General features: G+C 68.5%; 22 protein-coding genes and 1 tRNA gene. 12 read left to right on the top strand and 11 right to left on the bottom strand.

The features are described 5' to 3' along the window. Positions 1-60 precede the first annotated feature (60 nt). Both BUR94_RS11505 and BUR94_RS11500 read right to left on the bottom strand, forming a co-directional pair. On the bottom strand, positions 61-1,380 hold the full coding sequence (locus tag BUR94_RS11505; RefSeq protein WP_074256368.1) for an MFS transporter: 1,320 nt from the start codon (positions 1,378-1,380) through the stop codon (positions 61-63). 7 nt (positions 1,381-1,387) lie between these two features. After that, complete coding sequence (locus BUR94_RS11500; protein WP_074256367.1) at positions 1,388-1,645, bottom strand: metal-sensing transcriptional repressor; 258 nt, start codon at positions 1,643-1,645, stop codon at positions 1,388-1,390. Positions 1,646-1,780: 135 nt separating this feature from the next. On the opposite strand from BUR94_RS11500, the gene BUR94_RS20920 reads away from it, so the two are divergent. Next, on the top strand, positions 1,781-2,224 hold the full coding sequence (locus BUR94_RS20920; protein WP_245794446.1) for a hypothetical protein: 444 nt from the start codon (positions 1,781-1,783) through the stop codon (positions 2,222-2,224). A gap of 216 nt (positions 2,225-2,440) precedes the next feature. On the opposite strand, the gene BUR94_RS11490 is transcribed toward BUR94_RS20920, so the two are convergent. Beyond that, positions 2,441-2,514: transfer RNA gene (locus BUR94_RS11490), tRNA-Cys, on the bottom strand. 45 nt (positions 2,515-2,559) lie between these two features. Continuing rightward, complete coding sequence (locus BUR94_RS11485) at positions 2,560-3,159, bottom strand: helix-turn-helix domain-containing protein (protein ID WP_074256366.1); 600 nt, start codon at positions 3,157-3,159, stop codon at positions 2,560-2,562. A 91-nt stretch (positions 3,160-3,250) separates the two neighbouring features. Here BUR94_RS11485 and BUR94_RS11480 point away from each other — a divergent pair, with 91 nt between their 5' ends. From BUR94_RS11480 to BUR94_RS11465, 4 genes are all read left to right on the top strand, one after another. After that, entirely contained in the window at positions 3,251-4,774 is a 1,524-nt protein-coding gene (locus tag BUR94_RS11480; protein WP_074256365.1) for a 4-hydroxyphenylacetate 3-hydroxylase family protein, read from the top strand. A 152-nt stretch (positions 4,775-4,926) separates the two neighbouring features. Continuing rightward, a complete protein-coding gene (locus tag BUR94_RS11475) occupies positions 4,927-5,580 on the top strand; it encodes a protein-L-isoaspartate O-methyltransferase family protein (protein WP_074256364.1) in 654 nt (217 codons plus the stop codon). An 81-nt stretch (positions 5,581-5,661) separates the two neighbouring features. Further along, positions 5,662-7,032, top strand: coding sequence for a TolC family outer membrane protein (locus BUR94_RS11470; RefSeq protein ID WP_074256363.1), 1,371 nt, complete (start codon positions 5,662-5,664; stop codon positions 7,030-7,032). Between the two features lie 215 nt (positions 7,033-7,247). Next, positions 7,248-8,381, top strand: coding sequence for a hypothetical protein (locus BUR94_RS11465; protein WP_139301271.1), 1,134 nt, complete (start codon positions 7,248-7,250; stop codon positions 8,379-8,381). Between the two features lie 82 nt (positions 8,382-8,463). Here the strand turns inward: BUR94_RS11465 and BUR94_RS11460 are convergent, their stop codons facing one another. After that, positions 8,464-8,784 carry a DUF6280 family protein gene (locus BUR94_RS11460; protein WP_074256361.1) on the bottom strand — a complete coding sequence of 107 codons (321 nt, stop codon included), beginning with the start codon at positions 8,782-8,784 and terminating at the stop codon, positions 8,464-8,466. A gap of 217 nt (positions 8,785-9,001) precedes the next feature. On the opposite strand from BUR94_RS11460, the gene efp reads away from it, so the two are divergent. Next, positions 9,002-9,565, top strand: coding sequence for an elongation factor P (gene efp, locus BUR94_RS11455; RefSeq protein WP_074256360.1), 564 nt, complete (start codon positions 9,002-9,004; stop codon positions 9,563-9,565). Between the two features lie 95 nt (positions 9,566-9,660). Here the strand turns inward: efp and ygfZ are convergent, their stop codons facing one another. From ygfZ to BUR94_RS11440, 3 genes are read right to left on the bottom strand one after another with little or no spacing between them, the layout of a single operon-like run. Then, a complete protein-coding gene (gene ygfZ / locus BUR94_RS11450) occupies positions 9,661-10,401 on the bottom strand; it encodes a CAF17-like 4Fe-4S cluster assembly/insertion protein YgfZ (protein ID WP_074256359.1) in 741 nt (246 codons plus the stop codon). An 18-nt stretch (positions 10,402-10,419) separates the two neighbouring features. Next, complete coding sequence (locus BUR94_RS11445; protein ID WP_074256358.1) at positions 10,420-12,147, bottom strand: ABC transporter ATP-binding protein; 1,728 nt, start codon at positions 12,145-12,147, stop codon at positions 10,420-10,422. Beyond that, positions 12,144-12,839 (bottom strand): tyrosine-protein phosphatase, encoded by a 696-nt coding sequence (locus BUR94_RS11440; RefSeq protein ID WP_074256357.1) that lies wholly within the window; start codon positions 12,837-12,839, stop codon positions 12,144-12,146. The genes BUR94_RS11445 and BUR94_RS11440 overlap by 4 nt, the downstream gene beginning before the upstream one ends. 127 nt (positions 12,840-12,966) lie before the next feature. Here BUR94_RS11440 and BUR94_RS11435 point away from each other — a divergent pair, with 127 nt between their 5' ends. Beyond that, entirely contained in the window at positions 12,967-14,157 is a 1,191-nt protein-coding gene (locus BUR94_RS11435) for a pyridoxal-phosphate-dependent aminotransferase family protein (RefSeq protein WP_074256356.1), read from the top strand. A 9-nt stretch (positions 14,158-14,166) separates the two neighbouring features. Here the strand turns inward: BUR94_RS11435 and BUR94_RS20710 are convergent, their stop codons facing one another. Next, on the bottom strand, positions 14,167-14,337 hold the full coding sequence (locus BUR94_RS20710; protein ID WP_175570467.1) for a hypothetical protein: 171 nt from the start codon (positions 14,335-14,337) through the stop codon (positions 14,167-14,169). Positions 14,338-14,411: 74 nt separating this feature from the next. After that, positions 14,412-15,515 carry a pyridoxal phosphate-dependent aminotransferase gene (locus BUR94_RS11430; protein ID WP_074256355.1) on the bottom strand — a complete coding sequence of 368 codons (1,104 nt, stop codon included), beginning with the start codon at positions 15,513-15,515 and terminating at the stop codon, positions 14,412-14,414. Between the two features lie 45 nt (positions 15,516-15,560). Here BUR94_RS11430 and BUR94_RS11425 point away from each other — a divergent pair, with 45 nt between their 5' ends. The 5 genes from BUR94_RS11425 (at position 15,561) to BUR94_RS11405 (ending at position 19,340) form a co-directional block, all read left to right on the top strand. Continuing rightward, on the top strand, positions 15,561-16,367 hold the full coding sequence (locus BUR94_RS11425; protein ID WP_074256354.1) for an alpha/beta hydrolase: 807 nt from the start codon (positions 15,561-15,563) through the stop codon (positions 16,365-16,367). Between the two features lies 1 nt (position 16,368). Next, positions 16,369-17,340, top strand: a complete 972-nt coding sequence (locus tag BUR94_RS11420; RefSeq protein WP_074256353.1) for an alpha/beta hydrolase — start codon at positions 16,369-16,371, stop codon at positions 17,338-17,340. Positions 17,341-17,454: 114 nt separating this feature from the next. Continuing rightward, the gene (locus BUR94_RS11415; protein ID WP_074256352.1) at positions 17,455-18,018 is read left to right on the top strand and encodes a hypothetical protein; all 564 of its coding nucleotides are present in this window, start codon (positions 17,455-17,457) and stop codon (positions 18,016-18,018) included. A 50-nt stretch (positions 18,019-18,068) separates the two neighbouring features. Continuing rightward, positions 18,069-18,497: a VOC family protein gene (locus BUR94_RS11410; RefSeq protein ID WP_074256351.1), complete on the top strand. Its 429-nt coding sequence runs from the start codon at positions 18,069-18,071 to the stop codon at positions 18,495-18,497. Positions 18,498-18,629: 132 nt separating this feature from the next. Beyond that, positions 18,630-19,340: an alpha/beta fold hydrolase gene (locus BUR94_RS11405; RefSeq protein ID WP_074256350.1), complete on the top strand. Its 711-nt coding sequence runs from the start codon at positions 18,630-18,632 to the stop codon at positions 19,338-19,340. Between the two features lie 31 nt (positions 19,341-19,371). On the opposite strand, the gene phaZ is transcribed toward BUR94_RS11405, so the two are convergent. Next, a complete protein-coding gene (gene phaZ / locus BUR94_RS11400; protein ID WP_074256349.1) occupies positions 19,372-20,643 on the bottom strand; it encodes a polyhydroxyalkanoate depolymerase in 1,272 nt (423 codons plus the stop codon). Positions 20,644-20,647: the final 4 nt, after the last annotated feature.

Genomic DNA, 20,647 nt, shown 5'->3' with positions numbered 1-20,647 from the left:
GAACGATCCTGCGGGGAGCGACGCTGATCGGCTTCGTGCTTTCGGCCGACCGGTCGGCCTCTAGAATTGCGCCCCCCAGCGCGGGTGTGCATCGTCGATGACCAGCGGGTGCGAGTGGCGGCGGTGTCCTGCGAGGTGCGGATCGTCCAATGGCAGGTTGTCGTGGCTGTGCTCCACCTCCTCCGTCTCACCCGCGCTCCAGAATCGCATCGCGCCCAGGATCGCGGCCGCGGAGAGGGCGGCAAGCAGCCACAGCGCGACGAGAGGGCCAAACCGCGTCATCAGCCAGCCCGACAGCGGATAGGTGACCAGCCAGCAGGCATGGGACAAGGCAAAGTGCGCGGCGAAGAGGGCAGGGCGATCTTCCGGGTGGGCTGAGCGGCGCAACAGCCGCCCCGAGGGGGTTTGCACCGTCGAGGAGCCCAGCCCGACGAACAGCCATGCCGCCAGCAGCATTGTCCAGGTCAGTCCGAAGGCGCCCATTCCCATGGCGAGGGCCACCAGAACGACGACCATCAACCAGGCGCCGGCCAGCATCACCGGCCTGTCGGTCGTTCGATCCAGAAGACGCGGCAAGGCCAGTGCGGCGCTCATCGAGCCTGCGCCAAAGGCAAACATCGTCCACGCAAGTGCGGCCTCTCCCAACCCGAGATCACTGCGCACCAGCACCACCGAGTTGACCAGCACCATCGCACCGGCGGCGGCGACGGCGAGGCTGAGGCAGAGCAGCCCGCGTAGCCTTGGTGTGGCGAGGTAGATGCGCATCCCGCGCGTGGTGCGGTCGTAGATGCCGCGTGGGGCAGAAGGCTTCGGGCTCGGCAGCATCACCGAGACCACCAGCAGGGCCGAAGCGACGAACCCCGCCGCCGTGCCGAGAAACAGGGTGCCGGAGCTCATCAGCAGCAGGAGCAGCGCCGCCAGCGTGGGCGAGATGATGTTCTCGAGGTCGTAGGCCAGCCGCGAGAGCGAGAGGGCGCGGGTGTAGCGATCTTCTTCCGGCAGGACGTCGGGGATGGTGGCCTGAAACGTTGGCGTGAAGGCGGCGGAGGCGGATTGCAGCACGAAGATCAGGACGTAGACCTGCCACACCTCCGTCACGAACGGCAGGCAGACGGCAGCCCCGGCGCGGATCAGATCGAGCCCCACCAGAAAGCCTCTCCGGTTCACTCGGTCGGCGAAGGCTCCGGCGATGGGCGCGATACCGACGTAAGCCACCATCTTGATTGTGAAGACCGTGCCCAGGACCATTGCCGCGCCGTCCCCGGCCAGGTCGTAGGCCAGCAGGCCAAGGGCAACCGTCGCCAACCCTGTGCCCAGCAGGGCCACGACCTGAGCAAGAAAGAGGTGGCGATAGGTGCGGTCTGCGAGAATGTCGAGCATGTGTGCCTCAAAGGTAGCGGGAGATCGCCTTCAGTTCGTCCCGGTCCGCCGGGTCGTCGCCATCAAGGCAGTGGTCCATGTGGTCATGGATCAGAGCCTGCTTGGCATTGCGCAGGGCGCTTTCCACGGCTTGCAGCTGTTGGGCCACATCGAGGCAGCCGCGCCCTTCCTCGATCATGCCGATGACGGAGCGAAGGTGCCCCTCGGCGCGTTTGAGCCGGGCTATGACCTTGGGGTGGCTTGCATGGATGGCAGGTCTTGTCATGGGGCAGGGATAACCTCCCCCGGAGGATAGCACAAGACACGGACACCAGGGCAGAGACGGGCCAGACATGCGACGGGGCAGTGGGCAGATCGGCAGTGCAGGAGGCGTGTTGGCCTGCTTTCTGCCCTTGCCCGCGTGGTCTGGCCCATCGCTCCCGCCTCCGACCATGGGCCCGAGCTCCCTCAGGTCATCGCCGACCATGTCGAGATGGTCGAAACCCACGGCCACTCGCATGGGCTGGAGGAAGATGTCGCCGGACCGAGATGGGCGAGATCAGGCAGCAGCTCCATGAGGAGGCCGAAGCAGGCCGCCATGTGGAAGCTGGTGATGACCGAAGGCCGGACCGCGCAATACCTTATGACCGTGGAAGGGGGTCGGGTGACCTTCGACCTTCACGGCCATGGCTCCGGCAAGTCGATCATCTACGAAAAGGGGCGCGGCTCCAACGGCGCTGAAGGCGAAATCATCGCGGCCTTCGACGGTGAACACGGTTGGTTCTGGCGCAACCGCGACAACGCCGATGCGACCGTGACTGCCCAGGTTCGCGGCGACGACAGCGAGGTCAAGGACGCGAGCTGAGACCGGAAGCTGCCATTTCCGCGTTTCGCGGCAAGTGGCAGCTCACCGACGGGCCAGAGCCCGGCCGTGGTGCTGCACGACACCAAGACGGTGAGACAGAAGGTCAGGGCCATAGAAGCCCAGAGGATGGGGTGGAGCAAAAGCAGACTACTCAGGCAATTTCCGAGACGGCGCTGCCGCGCCGCGCTCGATTTCGCCCAAGTCATTGAAATTGTCTGGAGGCGAGTACCGGAATCGAACCGGTGTGCACGGATTTGCAATCCGCTGCGTAACCACTCCGCCAACTCGCCGTCCCTGGGTGGTGCAGCGGGAGGTAGCCGGTTTCGGGGGCTGTTTCAAGAGGGGTCGAAGGTGGCGAGCAACCTGTCGGTGTGGGCTTCCATCAGGGCGGGGGCGGAGGCGTTGAACATCCGGATGCGGCCGGTGTGGAGCAGCAGGAGCAGGCCGGTGGCCTGGGCGAAGGTCTCCACCGTGGCGCCCTGGGCCGCTTCGGGCGTGGCGCCGAGGGCGCGCGCGGCCTCATCCAGCGGGGCGAGGGCTGCCGCCAGTGCCGCGTTCAGCGCCTCGTCGCGGGCGCGCCCGAGGCCCGCGGGGCGCATGCCGCCGCGCAGCAGGTAGAAGCCGAGGTCGAGATCGCGGGGGTTTTCGGCGTAGTAGCCGAAGAAAGCCATGGCGGCGGCGCGGAACTTCGCCGCGCCTGCAAGCCCGGTGCAGGCCCCGCGCACCGCTGCGCCCAGCCGCTCGAGCGTGCGCCCGAGCATCTCGGCGTAGAGCGCCTCCTTGCTGTCGAAGTGAAAGTAGAGCGCCGCCGGGGTGTAGCCTGCCGCCTGTGCGACGGCCCGCAGGCTTGCGCCCTCCAGCCCGGCCTCGGCAAACACGCCCTCCGCCGCCTCGAGGATTGCCTCGCGCTTCGCTGCAGTCGCCCTTCTGGCCATGACGTTCCGGTGTCGCCCCTTGACAGACTCGAACAGTGCCCGAAAAATCTAACGGTGTTCGAATTCACGCGCAAGCCGGGGAGGGCCAGCCATGCTGATGACGGCGGAGGACTATCGGGAGAGCCTGCGGAGCCTGAGCCCGCGGGTCTTCGTGAACGGGGAGCGGGTGGAGTGCGTGGCAGATGATCCGCGGCTCGCGCCCGGCATCAACGGCGTGGGGGTGACCTACGACTTTGCCCACGAGCCCGCCCACCGCCGCCTGATGACCGCCCGGCAGGGCGGCCGCACCGTCAACCGGATGTTGCACGTGGATGAAACCTGCGCCGACCTGCTCGACAAGCTCGAGGCGGTGCGGCTGGTCTGCAAGGTCTCGGGCTGCGCCCAGCGGTACCTGAGCCACGATGCGCTCGCGGGTTTTCACATGGCCACCCACCGCGCCGATGCGGTGCATGGCACCGACTACCACGCCCGCTTTCTCGCCTATCTGGAGGAGGTGCAGCGCCGCGATCTCACCCTCGGCGTGGCGATGACCGATGCCAAGGGCGACCGCAGCAAGCGCCCCGCCGACCAGCCCAACCCCGATACCTACGTCCATGTCACCGAGCGCCGCGATGGGGGCATCGTGATCCGGGGCACCAAGGCCATCGTCACCGGCGCGCCCTACATGCACGAGTTCCTCGTCATGCCCTGCCGCACCCATCGCCCCGAGGATGCCGCCTGCGCCGTGGCCTGCGCGGTGCCGGTGGACGCAGAGGGCGTGACCATCGTGGCCAAGCCCGCGGGGCGGCCCGGAGAGGCGGCGGCAAAGTTCTCGGCGCGCTATGGCCAGTCGGTCGGGGTGGTGATCTTCGACGATGTCTTCGTGCCGCACGAGCGGGTCTTCCTCGATGGCGAGGTCGAGGAGGCGGGCCATCTCACCACCTCCTATGCCACCCACCACCGGCAAAGCTGCATCGGCGCGCGGGCGGGCTTTGGCGACCTGCTGATCGGGGCCGGGGCGATGATGAGCGAGGCCAACGGGCTCGACCCGGAGCGCCACGGCCATATCCGCGACGCGATGGTGGACCTCATCACCATCACCGAGAGCTTCTTTGCCTGCGGCGTGGCGGCCTCGGTCTATGGCGTTGCCTCCGAGAGCGGCACGGTGATGCCGGAGCCGGTATTTGCCAATGTCGGCAAGCTGCTGCTGGCCACCAGGATCTACGACATGCACCGGCTGGCCCATTACGTCTCGGGCGGTCTCGTGGTGGCGCTGCCCGGTCCCGACGAAGACCACAACCCCCAGACCGCGGCCTCGCTCGCCGCCGTGCTGGGCGGGCGGGGCGACATTCCGGCCGAGCGCCGCGCCGAGGTGGCGCGGTTCATGGAGGACCTGACCGTGTCGCATCAGGCCGGGTGGTACTCGGTCATCTCGCTCCACGGCGGCGGCTCGCCCGAGGCGATGAAGCGCGAGATCTGGCGCAATTACCCGGTCGGGGAGCGGGCCGACCTGGTGGGCCAGCTGATCGACCGCGGCGTCTATGACGCAGGCCAGAGGGTGAGCCGCCAGCCGGGGCGGTGCTGCGCGCGCGGCTGCGAGGCGCCCGACCGGATCGCCCCGGAGGCGGCGGAGTAGGGCGGGGCCATCGTTTCGGTTCGAGAAACAACGCCGGGGCGCCGCACCCTTGCGGTGCGAATCGCGGCGACTGTGCGCATCCGTCGTGTTGCCTCCCTGCGCGTTTCGTGGCACTTCTAGAAAAGCCAAGCGAACCGAAGAGTTTACTTCAGATGAGCGTTTACGAAGCCCGCCGCACGATGATGGTCGACAACCAGGTCCGGCCATCCGACGTGACCAAGTTCCCCATCATCGACGCGATGCTGAAGATCCGCCGCGAGGTCTTTGTGCCCGATGAGAAGCGCGAGGCCGCCTACATGGGCGAGAATCTCGCGCTGGCGCCGGACCGGGTCATGCTGGAGCCGCGCACCTTTGCCAAGATGCTCGACGCGCTCGACATCGCGCCCACCGAGATGGTGCTCGATGTGGGCTGCGGGCTGGGCTACTCCTCGGCGGTGCTGGCCGAGCTGGCAGATACGGTGATCGCGCTGGAGGAGGAGGAGAGCCTGGCCTCCGAGGCCGAGGCCATTCTCGCCCGCGAGGAAGTGATGAACGCCGTGGTCCTGACCGGGCCGCTGGCCGAGGGTGCCGCCAAGCACGGCCCCTATGACGTGATCGTCGTCGAAGGTGGCGTGGGCACCCTGCCCGAAACGCTGGCCGGCCAGCTCAAGGAGGGCGGGCGCATTGCCTGCATCCTGATGGAAGGCGGCCTCGGCACCGTGAAGGTCGGCACCTGCACCGGGGGGCGCATCGCGTGGCGCTTCGCCTTCAATGCCACGGCGCCGGTGCTTCCCGGCTTCGAGACGGTGCGCGATTTCGCCCTCTGAGAGGGCTGCGCGGCCGGTGGGAAACGCCGGTTCGCGCACATCAACAACCGCGCCGGATTTGGCGCAAAGGGGAGGGCCGAAATGGCACGTCTTCCGAATTTCCGCAAAGGGCTGACGGTGCTCGCGCTGGCCGGGGCGACGATGCTCTCGCCGGTCGCGCTGGCCGCCGAAACGCTCACCGATGCGCTCATCACCGCCTATCGGCACAGCCATATCCTCGATCAGCAGCGGGCGCTCCTGCGGGCCGCCGACGAAGACGTGGCCATCGCGCTGGCCGACCTGCGGCCGATCATCGCCTTCTCCGCCGGGGCCACGGCCTCGGCCACCACCAACTACGAGCTGGGCGCCACGGTCACGCTCGGCGCCTCGATGACGCTCTTCGACAACGGCGCCACCCGGCTCGGCGTGGAGGTGCAGAAGGAGACCGTGCTGGCCACCCGCGAGGCGCTGGTCAACTTCGAGCAGCAGGTGCTGCTCGCCGCCGTGCAAGCCTACATGGACGTGACCTCCGCCTCCGAGAGCCTGGCGCTGGCGCAGTCCAACGTGCGGCTGACCAACCAGCAGCTCCGCGCCGCCCGTGACCGGTTCGAGGTGGGCGAGGTGACCCGCACCGAGGTGGCCCAGGCCGAGGCCCAGCAGGCCGCGGCCAACAGCAACGTGGCCTTCGCCGCGGGCCAGCTCGAGATCGCGCGCGAGAGCTACCGCGTGGCCGTGGGCAGCTACCCCAAGGGGCTGGCCCCGCCGCCGGCGCCGCCCAAACTGCCCGCCTCGATCGAGGCCGCCCAGGCGATCGCGGTGCGCACCCATCCGCTGATCCGGCAGGCCCAGCACACCGTGGCCGCCTCCGAGCTCGGCATCAAGCGGGCCGAGGCGGCGATGAAGTTCACCGTCGACGGCTCCGCCAACCTCAGCTTCGACGACGAGGGCAACGACCGTTCGAGCTTCGGGCTGACGATGAACCAGCCGATCTACGCCGGCGGCAAGCTCTCGGCGCAGGTCCGCAAGGCGCGCAACCAGACCGAGGCCAACCGCGCGGCGCTCCTGAGCACCACGCACAACGTGCAGCAGCTCGTCGGCAACGCCTGGGCCAACCTGCGGGTGGCCGTGGCGCAGCTTTCGGCCACCGAGCAGCAGATCCGCGCCGCAACCGTGGCCTACCGGGGCGTGCAGGAAGAGCAGAACCTCGGCGCCGCCACCACGCTCGACGTGCTCGACGCCCAGCAGGACCTGCTCGATGCGCAATCGGCCCGGATCGACGCGCAGGCCCAGCAGTATGTAGCACTTTATTCACTTCTTTCTGCGATGGGTCTCCTGACCGTGGAGCACCTGGGCCTGGGCATCCAGACCTATGATCCCGCGGCGTATTACAACGCGGTCAAATCCGCGCCGGCGCAGCGCTCCCGCCAGGGGCAGCAGCTCGATCGCGTGCTGGAACGTCTTCAGCACGATTGACCGGCTGGCGCGGCCATGGGCCGCGGCAGTTGTGCGCTGCGCTCCGAGAAGTTAACCTCTGACCGGAAACCCCGGTCGGCCCCGTATCGGCCCGCGCCCGCTGCCGTGTCCGGCGGGTCACGGCTTGCGGAAAAGCATGAGCGAAAGGGCAGATGCGTCACCCACCCACGAGATTCTGCGGGATATGGTGAGGGTCGTCGCGGCGAGAGGTGTAGATGTCTGATCCGATGTCCAATGTTGAAATCGAGGATGTGCTCTCTTCCATCCGCCGCCTGGTGTCGGAAAACGCCACGCGCCCGCGCCCTGCGGCTGCGCCCGATCCCGAGCCCGATCTCGAGGATGAGCCCGATGCCCTGGTGCTGACCCCGTCGCTGCGGGTGGGCGAGGCGGCCGAGGCCGGGGAGGAGCCGGCAGACGAGGCCGCAGGCCCGGCCGGGCCCGAGGATGAGGCCCCCGATGCGGGGGCAGAGACCGCGCTCGATGCCTCCTGGGCGGAGCTGGCCGGCAGCGAGGCGGGGCAGTCGCGGGCGGCCGATGTGGCGGATGACGCGCTGCTCTCGCGGGTGGCCGAGCTGGAATCGGCCTTCGACGACGGCGACAGCTTCGAGCCGGACGGGTCGGAGGTTGCGGCCCCCGAAGAGGCTTACGACTGGGACGACGACGCCACCGAAGACGCGGTGATCGACCTCTCCACGCCCGATGTGCCCTCGGGGCGCCTGCACTTCACGCGGATCACCCCCGAGGCGGACGATGTGGCCGCGACGGAGGAGGAGCCCGCGCTGGCCGAGGCCGATTGGGACGAGACCGCCGAGATCGAGGTGGAGGAGGAGCCCGCCGCCGAGGAGAGCTGGCCCGAGCCCGAGGAGGACTGGACGGCGCCCGAACTGCCCACCCCCGAGGAAAACGACGCGGGCGCGACCGTGACGCCGCTGGTGTTTCGCAGCAGCCACCGTGGCGCGGCCGCCGCGCAGCCGGTGGAGGATGCCGAGGAGATCGCGCCCGAGCCAGACCCCGAGCCAGAGCCTGAAGAGGTGCTGGAGCGCGAGGCGCTGGCGGAGCAAGACGCCGCGCTCGAGGGTTATGTCATCGGCACGGAGGCCCGCGACGCGGCCTCGGACGAGGACGACCATGACCCCTGGCACGATGACGAGGACGACGACACGTCTGTCGCCGCCTTCGCCGCCGAGGGCGCGCCGGCGGCGATCGACGAGGCCCGGCTGGCCGACCTGGTGGCCGAGGTGGTGCGCGCCGAGCTGCGCGGCCGCATGGGCGAGCGCATTACCCAGAACGTCCGCAAGCTGGTGCGCCGCGAGATCGCCCGCGCGCTGGAAACCCGCGGCATCCGCTAGACCCGCGCCCTGACACGAAAAAGCGCCGGCTCAAGGGCCGGCGCAATTTCAAGGCAGCTTGGCAGAAATTCGGTGTTGTGGATCAGGCAGCTTCGGCCTGCTCGGCGGCGTGACGACGCTCGCTCTCCTCGCGCGACAGCGCGACGGAGGTGCGAACACCCTTGCCGACAAATTCCATGAGCCCGCTCACGACCCGCTCGTTAGGGTCGATCCCGGCGCAGCTCAGCACTTCACGGCCGTCGCGCGACCGCGCCCAACGCGCGATCTGCTCGGGGCCGTTGCCGTATTTCTTGTCATCCGCAATGGCATCATCCAGAGCCGCAAGAACAACCGCTGCAAAGAGTTTGCGAGCGCGTTGGCCCTGTTCCTGGTTGAAAGCCGTGCCGTCGACAAAGTCAATCATGCGTTTTCCTTGTTTTTCTTGGTCTTGGGGGTTTGGCGTATGGGGCAATATGGCGGTTTCGGCGCGATTCGATATGCCGCCTAAGTCATGGCAGCTATGCGCTCAGATCATAACTCTACGTCATCCATCACCGTATTTAGTCCGCTTGTCAGCCCAACAGCGGCAAGATATAGGTCCGGCCAAACCCCTTTCAAGATTTTGTCAAGGTTTCGCCACAATGCCCAAGATCAACGGAAATGAAATTCGCCCGGGCAACGTGCTCGAGCACAACGGCGGCCTCTGGGTCGCGGTGAAGGTCGATCACGTGAAGCCCGGCAAGGGCGGCGCCTTCGCCCAGGTCGAGATGAAGAACCTGCGCAACGGCTCCAAGCTCAACGAGCGCTTCCGCTCCGCCGACAAGGTCGAGCGCGTGCGCCTGGAGCAGAAAGACCAGCAATTCCTGTATGAAACAGACGGTATGCTGGTGTTCATGGACAGTGACACCTACGAGCAGATCGAGCTTCCGGCCGACCTGCTGGGCGAGCGCCGGCCGTTCCTTCAGGACGGCATGACCATCCATATCGAGTATTACGAAACCGAGGCTTTGAACGCGACGCTGCCGCAGAAAGTGACCTGCAAGGTGGTCGAGACCGAGCCTGTCGTGAAGGGCCAGACGGCCGCCAACAGCTTCAAGCCCGCGGTGCTCGACAATGGTGTCAAAGTCATGGTGCCGCCCTTCGTCGGCCCCGATGAAGACATCATCGTGAACACCGAAACGATGGAGTATGCGGAGCGCGCCTGACGGGGCGGCCGCAACACTCTGTTTCCACCTGAACGTGTGCTGCGCGGTCGGCGAAGTCTCGCCGATTGTGCGGTAGAATTCCGCTCAATTCGCGGTCAGGGCCGGTGTCCGTCCCATGAAACCGCGGCGTCGCCTGCCGTCATCGGCCCTGCGGCGCGGTCGAACCGGAGCCAGGCCAGCCCCTTGCCGCCCGATTGGGTGTAGAGCACGCCTGCCGGTTTGTCGCCCGCGAGGATCTCGCTTCCCACCGGCGCGGCGCCTTCCACGGTGACCTGCACCAGCCCCTTCTTCAGCTCTGTCTTGTGCTTCATCCGGGCGGTGACCTCCTGGCCGACGTAGCAGCCCTTGCGGAAATCGACGCCGTGCAGTCGCTCGAAGCCCAGCTCCAGCGGGTAGCTCTCGTTCGGCACCAGCTCGATCCCGGTTTCGGGCACGACAAGCGCCACGCGCAAGGCCTCCCAGTCGGTATCGTCGCCCGGCGTGCCGTCGTAGGTGCGCCAGCCCATCGCCGGATCGCGCGGGTCGGGCAGGGCGCCCTCGGGGGCGGGGCCTGTGCCGCGGGTCATCACAAGCTCGGTCTCCTCGATCTGCACATCGGCGCGCAGCCGGTACATCCTGAGCCGTTTGGCGAGGTCCGCGGCCAGCGGCGTGGCCACGTCGAGCAGAACGGCATCGCCCGCGGGCACGAGGAAGAAGTCGGCCAGGTACTTGCCCTGCGGCGTCAGCAGCGCGGCCCAGACCGCGCCACGCTCCAGCCTCTTCACGCTGTTGGTGACGAGGTTCTGCAGAAAGTCGAGCCGGTCGGCGCCGGTGATGCGAAAGACGGTGCGATCCATGGGCGGCAACATAGGGCGTCAGGCCTCGTCGGCGAATTGCAGGCGGTAGAGCTCGGCATAGGCACCGCCCTTGTCCAGCAGCGCCTCGTGGGTGCCTTCCTCGACGACGCGGCCGGCCTGCATCACCAGGATGCGGTCGGCGCCCCGCACGGTCGAGAGCCGGTGGGCGATGACCAGCGTGGTGCGGCCCTGGGCCAGCTCGTCGAGCGCCGCCTGCACCACCGCCTCGCTCTTGGTGTCGAGCGCCGAGGTGGCCTCGTCGAGCAGCAGGATCGGGGCATCGCGCAGCAGGGCACGGGCGATGGCGATGCGCTGGCGCTGGCCGCCCGAGAGGCTGGAGCCGCGCGGCCCGGCGGGCGAGTCGAGCCCTTCGGGGAAGTCTCTCACGAAATCCGTCACATGGGCGCCCCGGAGCGCCGCCTCGAGCCGCTCCTCCGACACCTCGCTGCCCAGCACGATGTTCTCGCGCAGCGTGTCGTCAAAGAGCAGCGCCTCCTGGCTGACCATCGAGAACTGTGCCCGGAGGTCGGGCAGGCCCAATGCGTCGATCGGCGTGCCGCCGAGGGTGATGGTGCCCGAGGACGGGTCCACCAGCCGGGTCAGCAGGTTGAAGACGGTCGATTTGCCCGCGCCCGAGGCCCCGACCAGCGCCGTCGTCTCGCCGGCCCTGGCCACCAGCGACAGCCCGTTGAGCACCTGTGCCTCGCCATAGCTGAGGTGCACGTCCTTGAACTCGATGTCGCCGGGCGAGACCGCCCGCGGCGCGGCGGGGGAGGTGAGCGAGGGGCGCACGTCGAACATCTCGCGGACCCGTCCGAGGCTCACCTGCGCGGCCTGCCAGACGCCGCTGATCTGGCCCAGCCGCCGCAGCGGCTCGAAGGCCAGCGCCATGGCGGTGAAGAAGCTCATGAACTCGCCCACGGTCTTTTCGCCGTCCATGATCTCGCGGCCGCCGTAGATGAGCACGGCGAAGAAGCCGATGCCGGTCATGATGTCGATGAGCGCGGGCACCGCGGCGCGGCCGAACTGGTTGCGCACCTCCGCATCCACCCGCTCGGCGGCGAGCCCGTCGAACTGGCGCGACTGGTAGTCCTCCAGCCGGTTGAGCTTTATCGGGTTGATGCCGTGGAACACCTCGTCGAGGCGGACCGACATGTGCTGCGCCAGCACGCGGTTCCGCAGGGCGGTGCGGCGGATGAAGGACTGCACCAGCAGGGTGGGGGCCACCAGCAGCGGCGTGCCCATCAGGGCCACCAGCGTCCATTGCCAGTCGATCCAGAGCACCACGGCGAGCAGCGAGACCAGCGCCACCACGTCGCGGCCCAGCCCGGTGATGACGACGCTGGCGACCTCGCGCACGGCGCCGGTGTCGTTGCTGACGCGCTCGATCAGCGCACCGGGCGGGTTGCGCCCGTGCCAGGTGGTGTCGAGCCGCATCAGGTGGGCCACCAGCCGCGTCTTCATCTTGTAGATGACCTTCGAGGCCACGCGGGCGAGCAGCAGCTTCTGGCCGACAGACGTGGCGGCCCGGATGAAGAAGATGGCGAGAATGCCGAGGCCCACCGCCCAGAGCGCGCCGCTCTCGCCGGCCACGAAGACGGCGTCGAACATCGGCTTCATCATGTAGCTGAGAAAGCCCAGCATCGAGCCTTCGACCGCCATCAGCAGCCCCGCCCCGACGAGCGCGGGCCAGTGCGGGCGCAGGTAGCCGCGCCAGAGCCAGGAGAGGGAGCCCTCGGGCTTCACGCAGCCTCCTTCCGGCCCCGCGCGGCAAAGCTGCGTTCGAGGGCCTTGGGGTCATACTCGTTGAGCAGCCAGTCCTCCATGCCGATGCCGGTGGCGATGTGCCGGGCCTCCCACACGTCCACCAGGTGGTCGCAGACGCCGGTCTTGGTCCACTTCAGGTGCAGGTAGCGCGGCGAGAGGTGCTTGCGCGCCTCGGCGATGGAGGATTTCTCGACGATCAGCTTGTAGAGCACCGAGGCCAGCCCGGCCCGGTCTGCGCCCGACTTGCAGTGCATCACGAAGGGCTTGTCGATGGTCTTGAGCGTGTGGACGAGGTTGATCATCTCCTCGCGGGTGGCCGGGCGCCGCGCGTAGATCTTGGCCACCACGAGGTTGAGCCCGAGCTCGCGGCAGGCTTCCTCCTCGAAGAGCCAGGGCGAAAAGCCGCTTTCGTCGCCGCGCAGGTTGAGCACCGTGGTGATCCCCATGGCCTTGTATTTCTTCAGCCGCTCCGGCCCCGGGTGGTTGGAGCGGTAGACGCCCTCGGCCACCTTGTCGAAGTTGGTCCAGAAGGTGCGCAGCCAGGCGTGGTCGAACAGGTGAAAATGCCACAGCGCCTGCCGACGCTTCTCCGGGGTGGAGATATCGTCACCAAAGGAGGTGCGGATCGCGCGCTCCTTCCGTTTCAGCCATTTCTTCAGCCCGTCCAGCATGGGGCTCCTTTCATCGGGTCTCGCGGGGCATAGCGGTTGCGGGAAGGCCAAACAAGCACACGTGGTGTTGACGCCGCGCAGAACGGGCATAAGGTGCCCGTCCGAAACCCCTCCCCGGAGCCTGCCCATGACCCTCGCACACGGCCGCGAATACCTCGCCATCCCCGGCCCATCTGTGATGCCCGACCGCGTTTTGCAAGCCATGCACCGGGCCGCGCCGAACATCTACGAGGGCGCGCTGGCCGATATGGTGGATGCGATGATCCCCGATCTGAAGGCGGTGGCCCGGACAAAGCACCATGCGGCGATCTACATCTGCAACGGCCACGGGGCCTGGGAGGCGGCGCTGACCAATGTGCTCTCGCGCGGCGACCGGGTGCTGGCGCTCTGCACCGGGCGCTTTACCCACGGCTGGGCCGATGTGGCAGTGAAGCTCGGCGCCGAGGTGGAGCGGCTCGATTTCGGCAACCAGGGCACCGTCGACCACGCGACCTTTGCCGAGGCGCTGGCCGCCGACAAGGCCCATGCGATCAAGGCCGTGCTGGTGGCCCATGTCGATACCGCCACCTCCGTGCGCAACGACATCAAGGCCCTGCGCGACATCCTCGACAAGGCCGGCCACCCGGCGCTGCTCTGCGTCGACTGCATCGCCTCGCTGGCCTGCGACACCTTCGAGATGGATGCCTGGGGCGTCGACGTGATGATCTCGGCCTCGCAGAAAGGGCTGATGACCCCGCCGGGACTCGGCTTCGTCTGGTTCAACGACCGTGCCGATGCGGCCCATGCCCGGGCCGACATGGCGACGCTCTACTGGGACTGGACGCCACGGTCGCGGCCCGAGTTCTTTTACCAGTATTTCGGCGGCACCGCCCCCACGCATCACCTCTACGGGCTGCGCGAGGCGCTGACGATGATCGGCGAAGAGGGGCTGGAGAATGTCTGGGAGCGCCACCGCCGCCTCGCCGGTGCGGTCTGGGCGGCCGTCGCGGCCTGGGGGCAGGGCGGGCCGCTGCGGTTCAACGTGGAGGATCCGGCGCTGCGGACCCATGCCGTCACTGCGCTTTCGATCGGCCGCGAGAACGGCAAGCGGCTGCGCAACTGGCTCACCGAGAACACCGGCGTGACGCTGGGGATCGGGCTGGGCATGTATCGCCGCGACGATCCGGAGGGCGACGGCTTTTTCCGGATCGGGCACATGGGCCACCTGAACAGCCACATGGTGCTGGGCGTGCTCGGCTCGATGGAGGCGGGGATGACGGCGCTCGGAATCGACCACGGGCGCGGCGCGCTCGAGGCCGCCGCGCGGGCCTGCGCCTGAGCGGGCAGGCTACCGCCTGAGCCGGGCGATGGCGCGGTCGAGCCCGGTGCTCACCAGCGCCACCCCGAGCCAGCCCCAGAGCGCCGCGACCAGCACCAGCACCCAGAACAGGGTGAACCCCGCGCTGACGAGAAAGGGCAGGGTGTAGTTTTCAACCCGGCCGATGGGGCGATGGCTCATGGGGGCGGTCTCCGGTGCATGGCGCAAGCCTAGCAACGGTCTACGCCGCAACGAGTCTCATTTTCGTGAAGGGGTCAGCCGATGGCGGCGATGGCCTGCGGCAGCACCCGTTCCAGCACGGCAAGGTCCGCTTCGGGGGCGGCGGAGATGCGGATGCAGCGGTCCTGCGGGGCGGCGAAGGGCATCCGGACGAACACGCCGCGCCGGCCCAGCTCCGCCACCAGCGCCTTGGCCCGCACCGCGCCGCCGCCGCAGTCGAGCGCGACGAAGTTGGTGGCCGAAGGCAGGGGAAGGAGGCCGTTGGCCTCGGCGATCCCGGCGATCCGCCGCCGCGCGGCCTCGACCTCGCCCTGCACCCGGGCCAGGTGCGCGGTGTCGGCCAGCGCCGCCAGTGCCCCCGCCTGCGCCACCCGGCCCAGGCCGAAGTGGTTGCGGATCTTGTCGAAGGCGCGGATCAGCTCGGGATGGCCCACCGCGTAGCCCACCCGCAGGCCCGCCAGGCCATAGGCCTTTGAAAAGGTGCGCAGCCGGATCACGCCCTCGTCGGAGGGGTCGAGCGGCAGCAGGTCGTCCTCGGGGGCGAACTCCACATAGGCCTCGTCGAGCACCAGCAGGCAGCCGCCGGGCAAGGCGGCGCGCATCGCGGCCAGCCGCTCGGCGCCGTGAAAGCTGCCCATCGGGTTGTCGGGGTTTGCGAGGTAGACCATCTTGGCCCCCACCTCGGCAGCCTTTGCCACCAGCGCCTCGGGGTCTTCGGCGTCATCGCGGTAGGGCACCTTGTGCAACACGCCGCCAAAGCCCGCGACGTGGAAGTTGAAGGTGGGGTAGGCGCCGTCCGAGGTCACCACCGCATCGCCGGGGCTCACCAGCAGGCGGGCGATGTAGCCCAGCAGGCCGTCGATCCCTTCGCCCGCGATCACCGCGTCGGGCTCCACGCCGAGGTGGTTGGCCAGCGCCCGGCGCAGGTCGTGCATCTCGGGGTCGCCATACATCCAGGCGCCGCGCGCCGCTTCGCCGATGGCGCGGATCGCGGCAGGCGAGGGGCCGAAGCCCGATTCGTTGGCGCCCAGCCGGGCGTCGAAGCTGCGGCCACGGGCGCGCTCCTGCGTCTCGGGGCCCACGAAGGGCACGGTGGAGGGCAGGGCGTTGGCCAGGTCGGTATAGCGCGGATGTGTCATGGGGCGGGATTTGCGCCGAAATTCCCCACCGGGGCAAGAGGGTTGATGGGGCGGGGGCGGCTGCCTAGGGTGGCCGCCGAACGCAGAGGGAGGCCCGATTTGCCCGACTATCTCGAAAGCCCCGAGGGCCGCCGCATCGCCTATCACCGCTCCGAGGGCTCCGGGCCCGGCGTGGTCTTCCTGGGCGGGTTCAAGAGCGACATGCAGGGCACCAAGGCCGTGCACCTCGAGGCCTGGGCCAGGGCGCGGGGCCGCGCCTTCCTGCGGTTCGACTATTCCGGCCACGGCGAGAGCTCGGGCGCCTTCACCGAGGGCGCGATCGGCGACTGGGCCGAGGATGCCGCCGCCGCGATCACCGCACTCACCGAGGGGCCGCAGGTGCTGGTGGGCTCGTCGATGGGCGGCTGGATCGCGCTGCTGATGTGCCGGCGGCTGGGCGCCAGGGTGGCCGGGCTCGTTACCATCGCCGCCGCGCCCGACTTCACCGAAGACAGCATGTGGGCGGGCTTTTCCGAGGCGCAGAGGGCCGAGCTGGCGCGCGAGGGCCGGGTGGCCCTGCCGTCGGACTACGGCGAGCCCTACATCATCACCCGCCGCCTGATCGAGGAGGGCCGCCGCCAGCTGGTGCTGCGCGGGCCCCTGCCGCTGCCCTTCCCGGTGCGGATGCTGCAGGGCACCGCCGACGCCGACGTGAGCCAGGAGGTGGCCCTGCGCCTGCTCGCCCATGCCGAGGGCGACGATATCCGGCTCACGCTGGTCAAGGGCGCCGATCACCGCTTTTCGGCCCCGCCGCAACTGGCGCTGATCGAACAGGCGGTAGACGAGGTGCTGGCCGCCCTCGGAGCCGCCTGAGATGCCGCCCTGGCTGCGCTGGCTGCTTGCGCTTTTCCTGCTTGTCGCGGGGCTCTGGTGGCTTGCCCCGCGCACGCCCGTCGAGACCGAAATCTCCTTTGATCCGGGCCAGATCGGGGCGGATGTGGAGGCATACCTTGCCGCACGGGAGATGCAGTTTTCCGATATCGTGCCGGGCACCGAGAAGCAGGTGATCTGGGCCGGCGAAAGCGGCGCCAGGACCCCGCTCGCCGTGCTCTACATCCACGGCTATTCCGCCGCCGCGCCCGAGATCGCCCCGGTCCCGCAGCAGGTTGCCCGGGCACTGGGGGCGAACCTGCACTTCACCCGCCTCGCGGGCCACGGGCGCAGCGCCGATGCCATGGCCGAACCTTCGGCGGGCGACTGGCTGGAAGACATGGCCGAGGCGCTGGCCGTGGCCGACCGGATCGGCGAGCAGACGCTGATCCTCGCCACCTCCACCGGGGCCACGCTGGTCACCTCAACGGCCGCCGAGCACCCCGAGGCGATGGCCCGGGTGAAGGGCATGGTGTTTGTCTCCCCCAACTTCGCCGTCAATTCGCGGGCGGCCTTTCTGTTGCGGGCGCCCTTCGTCGCCCATTGGCTGCCGCTGGTGATGGGCGAGCGCCGCGGCTTCACCCCGCTGAACGAGGCGCAGGCCCGCTACTGGACCGAGGAATATCCGGTCGCCGCGCTGCTGCCGATGGCCGCGCTGGTCCATCACGCCCGCACCGCCGACCACGCCCGCATCACCACGCCCGCGCTGTTCTGGTTTTCCGACGCGGATGCGGTGGTCGATGCCCGCGCCACCCGCGCTGTTGCCGCGCGCTGGGGCGGGCCTGTCACGCTGCTTTCGCCGGAGCTGACCGAGGCCGATGACCCCTCGGCCCATGTCATCGCGGGCGACATCGTCAGCCCCGGCCAGACCGCCGCCACCACCGCCGCGATCCTCGACTGGATGAAGAGTTTGTAAAACCCCGCCGCCGCAGTTGATTGCCCGCGCACGGATGGCTACCCTCTGCCGCGTGGGAGAAATTTCGGCTCCCCGCATCAGACCCCTTCATTTCCAATGACCTGAGAGACTCTCATGAATCATGAAGCCAAAAAGATCCTTCTCCGCACGCTGACCGAACAGGTTGTGACCGAAACCCTGAAGGTGAACGCGGGCGCGAGCGTCAAGTCGACCTCCACCAAGCATGGCGAGATCATGGCCAAGGTGGCCCGCTGGCAGCAGCAGCTCGAGGGCATCCGCCGCGACCTGCGCTCCTCCGAGGGCCTCCTGAGCGTGCGCTACGGCAACCCGCGCAAGCTCGACTACGCGGGCCGCCAGTCGCTGCGCTCGCACCAGGCCAACATCGCCGGCCTGCGCCAGCAGGCGCTGGTGCTGGCCCAGGCCATCGCCGACCTGCTCGCCGCCATGACCGGCCCCGACCTCGCCTGGGAGGCGCTGGGCAAGGCCTTCGAGAAGCTGGTGGACGGCGGCGACGATCTCGGCCTGACCGCGCAGGAAAGCCAGGAGCTGACCGCTACCATCAAGCAGCTCGATCCGGGCGGCGGCGGCACGGATTACATCCCGGCGCCTACGATGATGACCGACATCATCACGCTCTGCATCGCGCTCTTTGTCATCCTGACCCGGAAGAAGAGCTAGACGTTCATTTTTTGTTCGCCTAACCTGCCGGGGCATCTCGGGAGACGGACATGGAACAGCGGATCAGCCTCATCACCCTCGGGGTGCACGACCCCGAGGCTGCGGCGGCCTTCTACGAGGCGCTTGGCTGGCAGCGTGTCGAGGCGCCCGATGGCGTGATCGCCTTCGACCTCATCGGGCAGACGCTGGGGCTTTATCCCATCGCGATGCTGGCCCGCGACATGGGCGTTCCGGTCGAGAGCCTGGGCCACGGCGCGGCGACCTATGCCTACAACGTGCGCGAAAAGGCCGAGGTGGCGCAGCTGCTCGAGGCGGCGGAGGCGGCGGGGGCCAGGATCCTGAAGCCCGCGCATGACATCTTCTGGGGCGGCCACATCGGCTATTTCGCCGATCCTGAGGGCCACATCTGGGAGGTCGCCTGGAACCCCCATGCGCCGCTGGGCCCCGATGGTGCGTTTCAGTGGAACGGGGCGGCCTGAGCCGCCACCCGCGCTGCACCGCCGCTCCGGCCTCCACACGGGCTTGTGCCCTTGCGGCAGCACGGGTGCGCGGGTAGCCTCTGGCCCGAAGCCGCCCCGGAGAGCGCGGCGCGAGGCAAGGACTGGCAGCCAATGGCCGACCCCGTTGTATTTCTTCCCGGATTCATGTGCGACGCGCGGGCGTTCTGGCCGCAGATCATGAGCTTTTCCGCCAGCCGGGCGGTGCAGATCGGCTCGGTTGCCCATGCCGACAGCGTCGGTGCCCTGGCGCAGCGGGTGCTCGACGGCGCGCCCAAGCGCTTTTCCCTCTGCGGGGTGGACCTTGGCGGCATGGTGGCGATGGAGGTGCTCAACCGCGCGCCCGACCGGGTGAGCCGGGTGGCGCTGATCTCGACCACCGCGCTGACCGAGCCGCCCCATGTGGCGGCCGACCGGGAGCCGGGCATCATCGGCGTGCGCAACGGGCGGCTGATCGAGGTGGCCAAGGCTCAGATCGAGGCCGCCGGGGTGGGGGAGGGGCCGCACCGCGACGAGATCATCGACCTGGTGCTCGACATGGCCGAGGCGCTCGGGCCCGATGTGTTTGTCCGCCAGTCCCGTGCGCTGCAACGCCGCCCCGACCCGCAGCGCACCCTGCGCAAGGCCAAGCAGCCGGTGCTGCTGATGTGCGGCAGCGAAGACCTGCTCTACGGGGTGAAGCGCCACGAATTCCTGGCCGAGCTGATCCCCAACGCCGAGCTGAAGGTTATCACCGGGGCCGGCCACTACCTGACGCTGGAGCAGCCCTCGGCGGTGAACCACGCGCTCAAGGACTTTCTCGACGCGCCGCTCGTGCTGAGGTGAGGTGGCGGTGGCGGGTGAAACCCGCCAATCGCTACGAGGCCTGCTTCACCGCCGTGGGACGGCGCTTGCCGTGCCGGCAGTTGGCGTCGATGAACTCCAGCACCAGCGGGCGGATGTTGTTGCGCCAGCTGCGGCCCGCGAAGATGCCGTAGTGGCCCGCGCCCGGCTCGAGGTGGCTGGCCTTCATGTCATCGGGCAGGCCGGTGAGCATCTCCAGCGCGGCCACGCATTGGCCCGGTGCCGAGATGTCGTCATTCGCGCCTTCCACCGTCTTCACCGCCACGTCGGTGATCTTGCCGATGTCCACCCGCTTGCCATCGACCTCGAAGACGTTGCGGGCGATCTCGCGCTCCTTGAAGATCCGCTCGACCGTGGAGAGATAGAACTCGGCGGTCATGTCCATCACGGCGAGATACTCGTCGTAGAACTTGTTGTGCCGGTCGGCATCGGAGGCCTCGCCCTTGGCCACGGCCACCACCTGATCGGCGAAGGCCTTGGCGTGGGTCTCGGAGTTCATGGCGATGAAGGAGGCCAGCTGTTGCAGGCCCGGATAAACCAGCCGCCCGGCGCCGCGATACTTGAAGCCTACGCGCTGGATCACATGCTGCTCGAGCTGGCCCATGGTCACGGAGCGGCCGAAGTCGGTGACCTCGGTGGGGGCCGCGCCCGGGTCGATCGGGCCGCCGATGAGGGTCAGCGAGTTGGGCTGCGCATCGGGGTCCTCGGCGGCGAGATAGGCGGTGGCGGCCAGCGCCAGGGGGGCGGGCTGGCATACGGCGATCACATGGGTGTCGGGCCCGAGCTTGCGCAGGAAGTCGACGATGTAGAGGGTGTAATCCTCCACGTCGAACTTGCCTTCGCTCACTGCGATGTCGCGGGCATTGTGCCAGTCGGTGATGTAGACCTCGCAATCGGGCAGCAGCGAAACTACCGTGGAGCGCAGCAGCGTGGCGTAGTGGCCGCTCATCGGCGCCACCAGCAGAACCTTGCGCTCCTTCTCGGCGCGGCCCAGCACGTTGAAGTGGATCAGGTCGCCGAAGGCCTTCTTCACCGTGGTCTCGATGCTCACGAGGTGGTCGCGCCCGTCCTCGCCGACGACGTGGCTGATGTTCCAGTCGGGTTTCAGCACCATCCGGGCAAAGCTGCGCTCGGTCACCTCGCCCCAGGCGGCGGTCATCGCCACCATCGGATTGGCCGAGAGCCCGAAGGCGGGATAGGAGTACAGGGCCTTGGCCGAAGCCCCGAGCCACTGGTTGGTGATGCGAAAGCTCTCCATCACATCGTAGCTGAACATGCTCTTCATGTGC

This window comes from Vannielia litorea (assembly GCF_900142295.1).
In the GTDB taxonomy this organism is placed as follows: Bacteria; Pseudomonadota; Alphaproteobacteria; order Rhodobacterales; family Rhodobacteraceae; genus Vannielia; species Vannielia litorea.
The sequence above is the reverse complement of the archived record's forward strand: the minus strand, read 5'-3'. Positions and strand labels throughout refer to the sequence as shown.

Coding starts and splice junctions, on each gene's coding strand:
- BUR94_RS11485 (WP_074256366.1), bottom strand. CDS start 3,159: ATGGCCAGAAGGGCGACTGCAGCGAAGCGCGAGGCAATCCTCGAGGCG.
- BUR94_RS11425 (WP_074256354.1), top strand. CDS start 15,561: ATGGGGCGGGGGCGGCTGCCTAGGGTGGCCGCCGAACGCAGAGGGAGG.
- BUR94_RS11430 (WP_074256355.1), bottom strand. CDS start 15,515: ATGACACATCCGCGCTATACCGACCTGGCCAACGCCCTGCCCTCCACC.
- efp (WP_074256360.1), top strand. CDS start 9,002: ATGCCCAAGATCAACGGAAATGAAATTCGCCCGGGCAACGTGCTCGAG.
- BUR94_RS11410 (WP_074256351.1), top strand. CDS start 18,069: ATGGAACAGCGGATCAGCCTCATCACCCTCGGGGTGCACGACCCCGAG.
- BUR94_RS11465 (WP_139301271.1), top strand. CDS start 7,248: ATGTCTGATCCGATGTCCAATGTTGAAATCGAGGATGTGCTCTCTTCC.
- BUR94_RS11505 (WP_074256368.1), bottom strand. CDS start 1,380: ATGCTCGACATTCTCGCAGACCGCACCTATCGCCACCTCTTTCTTGCT.
- phaZ (WP_074256349.1), bottom strand. CDS start 20,643: ATGAAGAGCATGTTCAGCTACGATGTGATGGAGAGCTTTCGCATCACC.
- BUR94_RS11475 (WP_074256364.1), top strand. CDS start 4,927: ATGAGCGTTTACGAAGCCCGCCGCACGATGATGGTCGACAACCAGGTC.
- BUR94_RS11405 (WP_074256350.1), top strand. CDS start 18,630: ATGGCCGACCCCGTTGTATTTCTTCCCGGATTCATGTGCGACGCGCGG.
- ygfZ (WP_074256359.1), bottom strand. CDS start 10,401: ATGGATCGCACCGTCTTTCGCATCACCGGCGCCGACCGGCTCGACTTT.
- BUR94_RS11415 (WP_074256352.1), top strand. CDS start 17,455: ATGAATCATGAAGCCAAAAAGATCCTTCTCCGCACGCTGACCGAACAG.
- BUR94_RS11435 (WP_074256356.1), top strand. CDS start 12,967: ATGACCCTCGCACACGGCCGCGAATACCTCGCCATCCCCGGCCCATCT.
- BUR94_RS11460 (WP_074256361.1), bottom strand. CDS start 8,784: ATGATTGACTTTGTCGACGGCACGGCTTTCAACCAGGAACAGGGCCAA.
- BUR94_RS11470 (WP_074256363.1), top strand. CDS start 5,662: ATGGCACGTCTTCCGAATTTCCGCAAAGGGCTGACGGTGCTCGCGCTG.
- BUR94_RS11480 (WP_074256365.1), top strand. CDS start 3,251: ATGCTGATGACGGCGGAGGACTATCGGGAGAGCCTGCGGAGCCTGAGC.
- BUR94_RS11420 (WP_074256353.1), top strand. CDS start 16,369: ATGCCGCCCTGGCTGCGCTGGCTGCTTGCGCTTTTCCTGCTTGTCGCG.
- BUR94_RS20710 (WP_175570467.1), bottom strand. CDS start 14,337: ATGAGCCATCGCCCCATCGGCCGGGTTGAAAACTACACCCTGCCCTTT.
- BUR94_RS11500 (WP_074256367.1), bottom strand. CDS start 1,645: ATGACAAGACCTGCCATCCATGCAAGCCACCCCAAGGTCATAGCCCGG.
- BUR94_RS11440 (WP_074256357.1), bottom strand. CDS start 12,839: ATGCTGGACGGGCTGAAGAAATGGCTGAAACGGAAGGAGCGCGCGATC.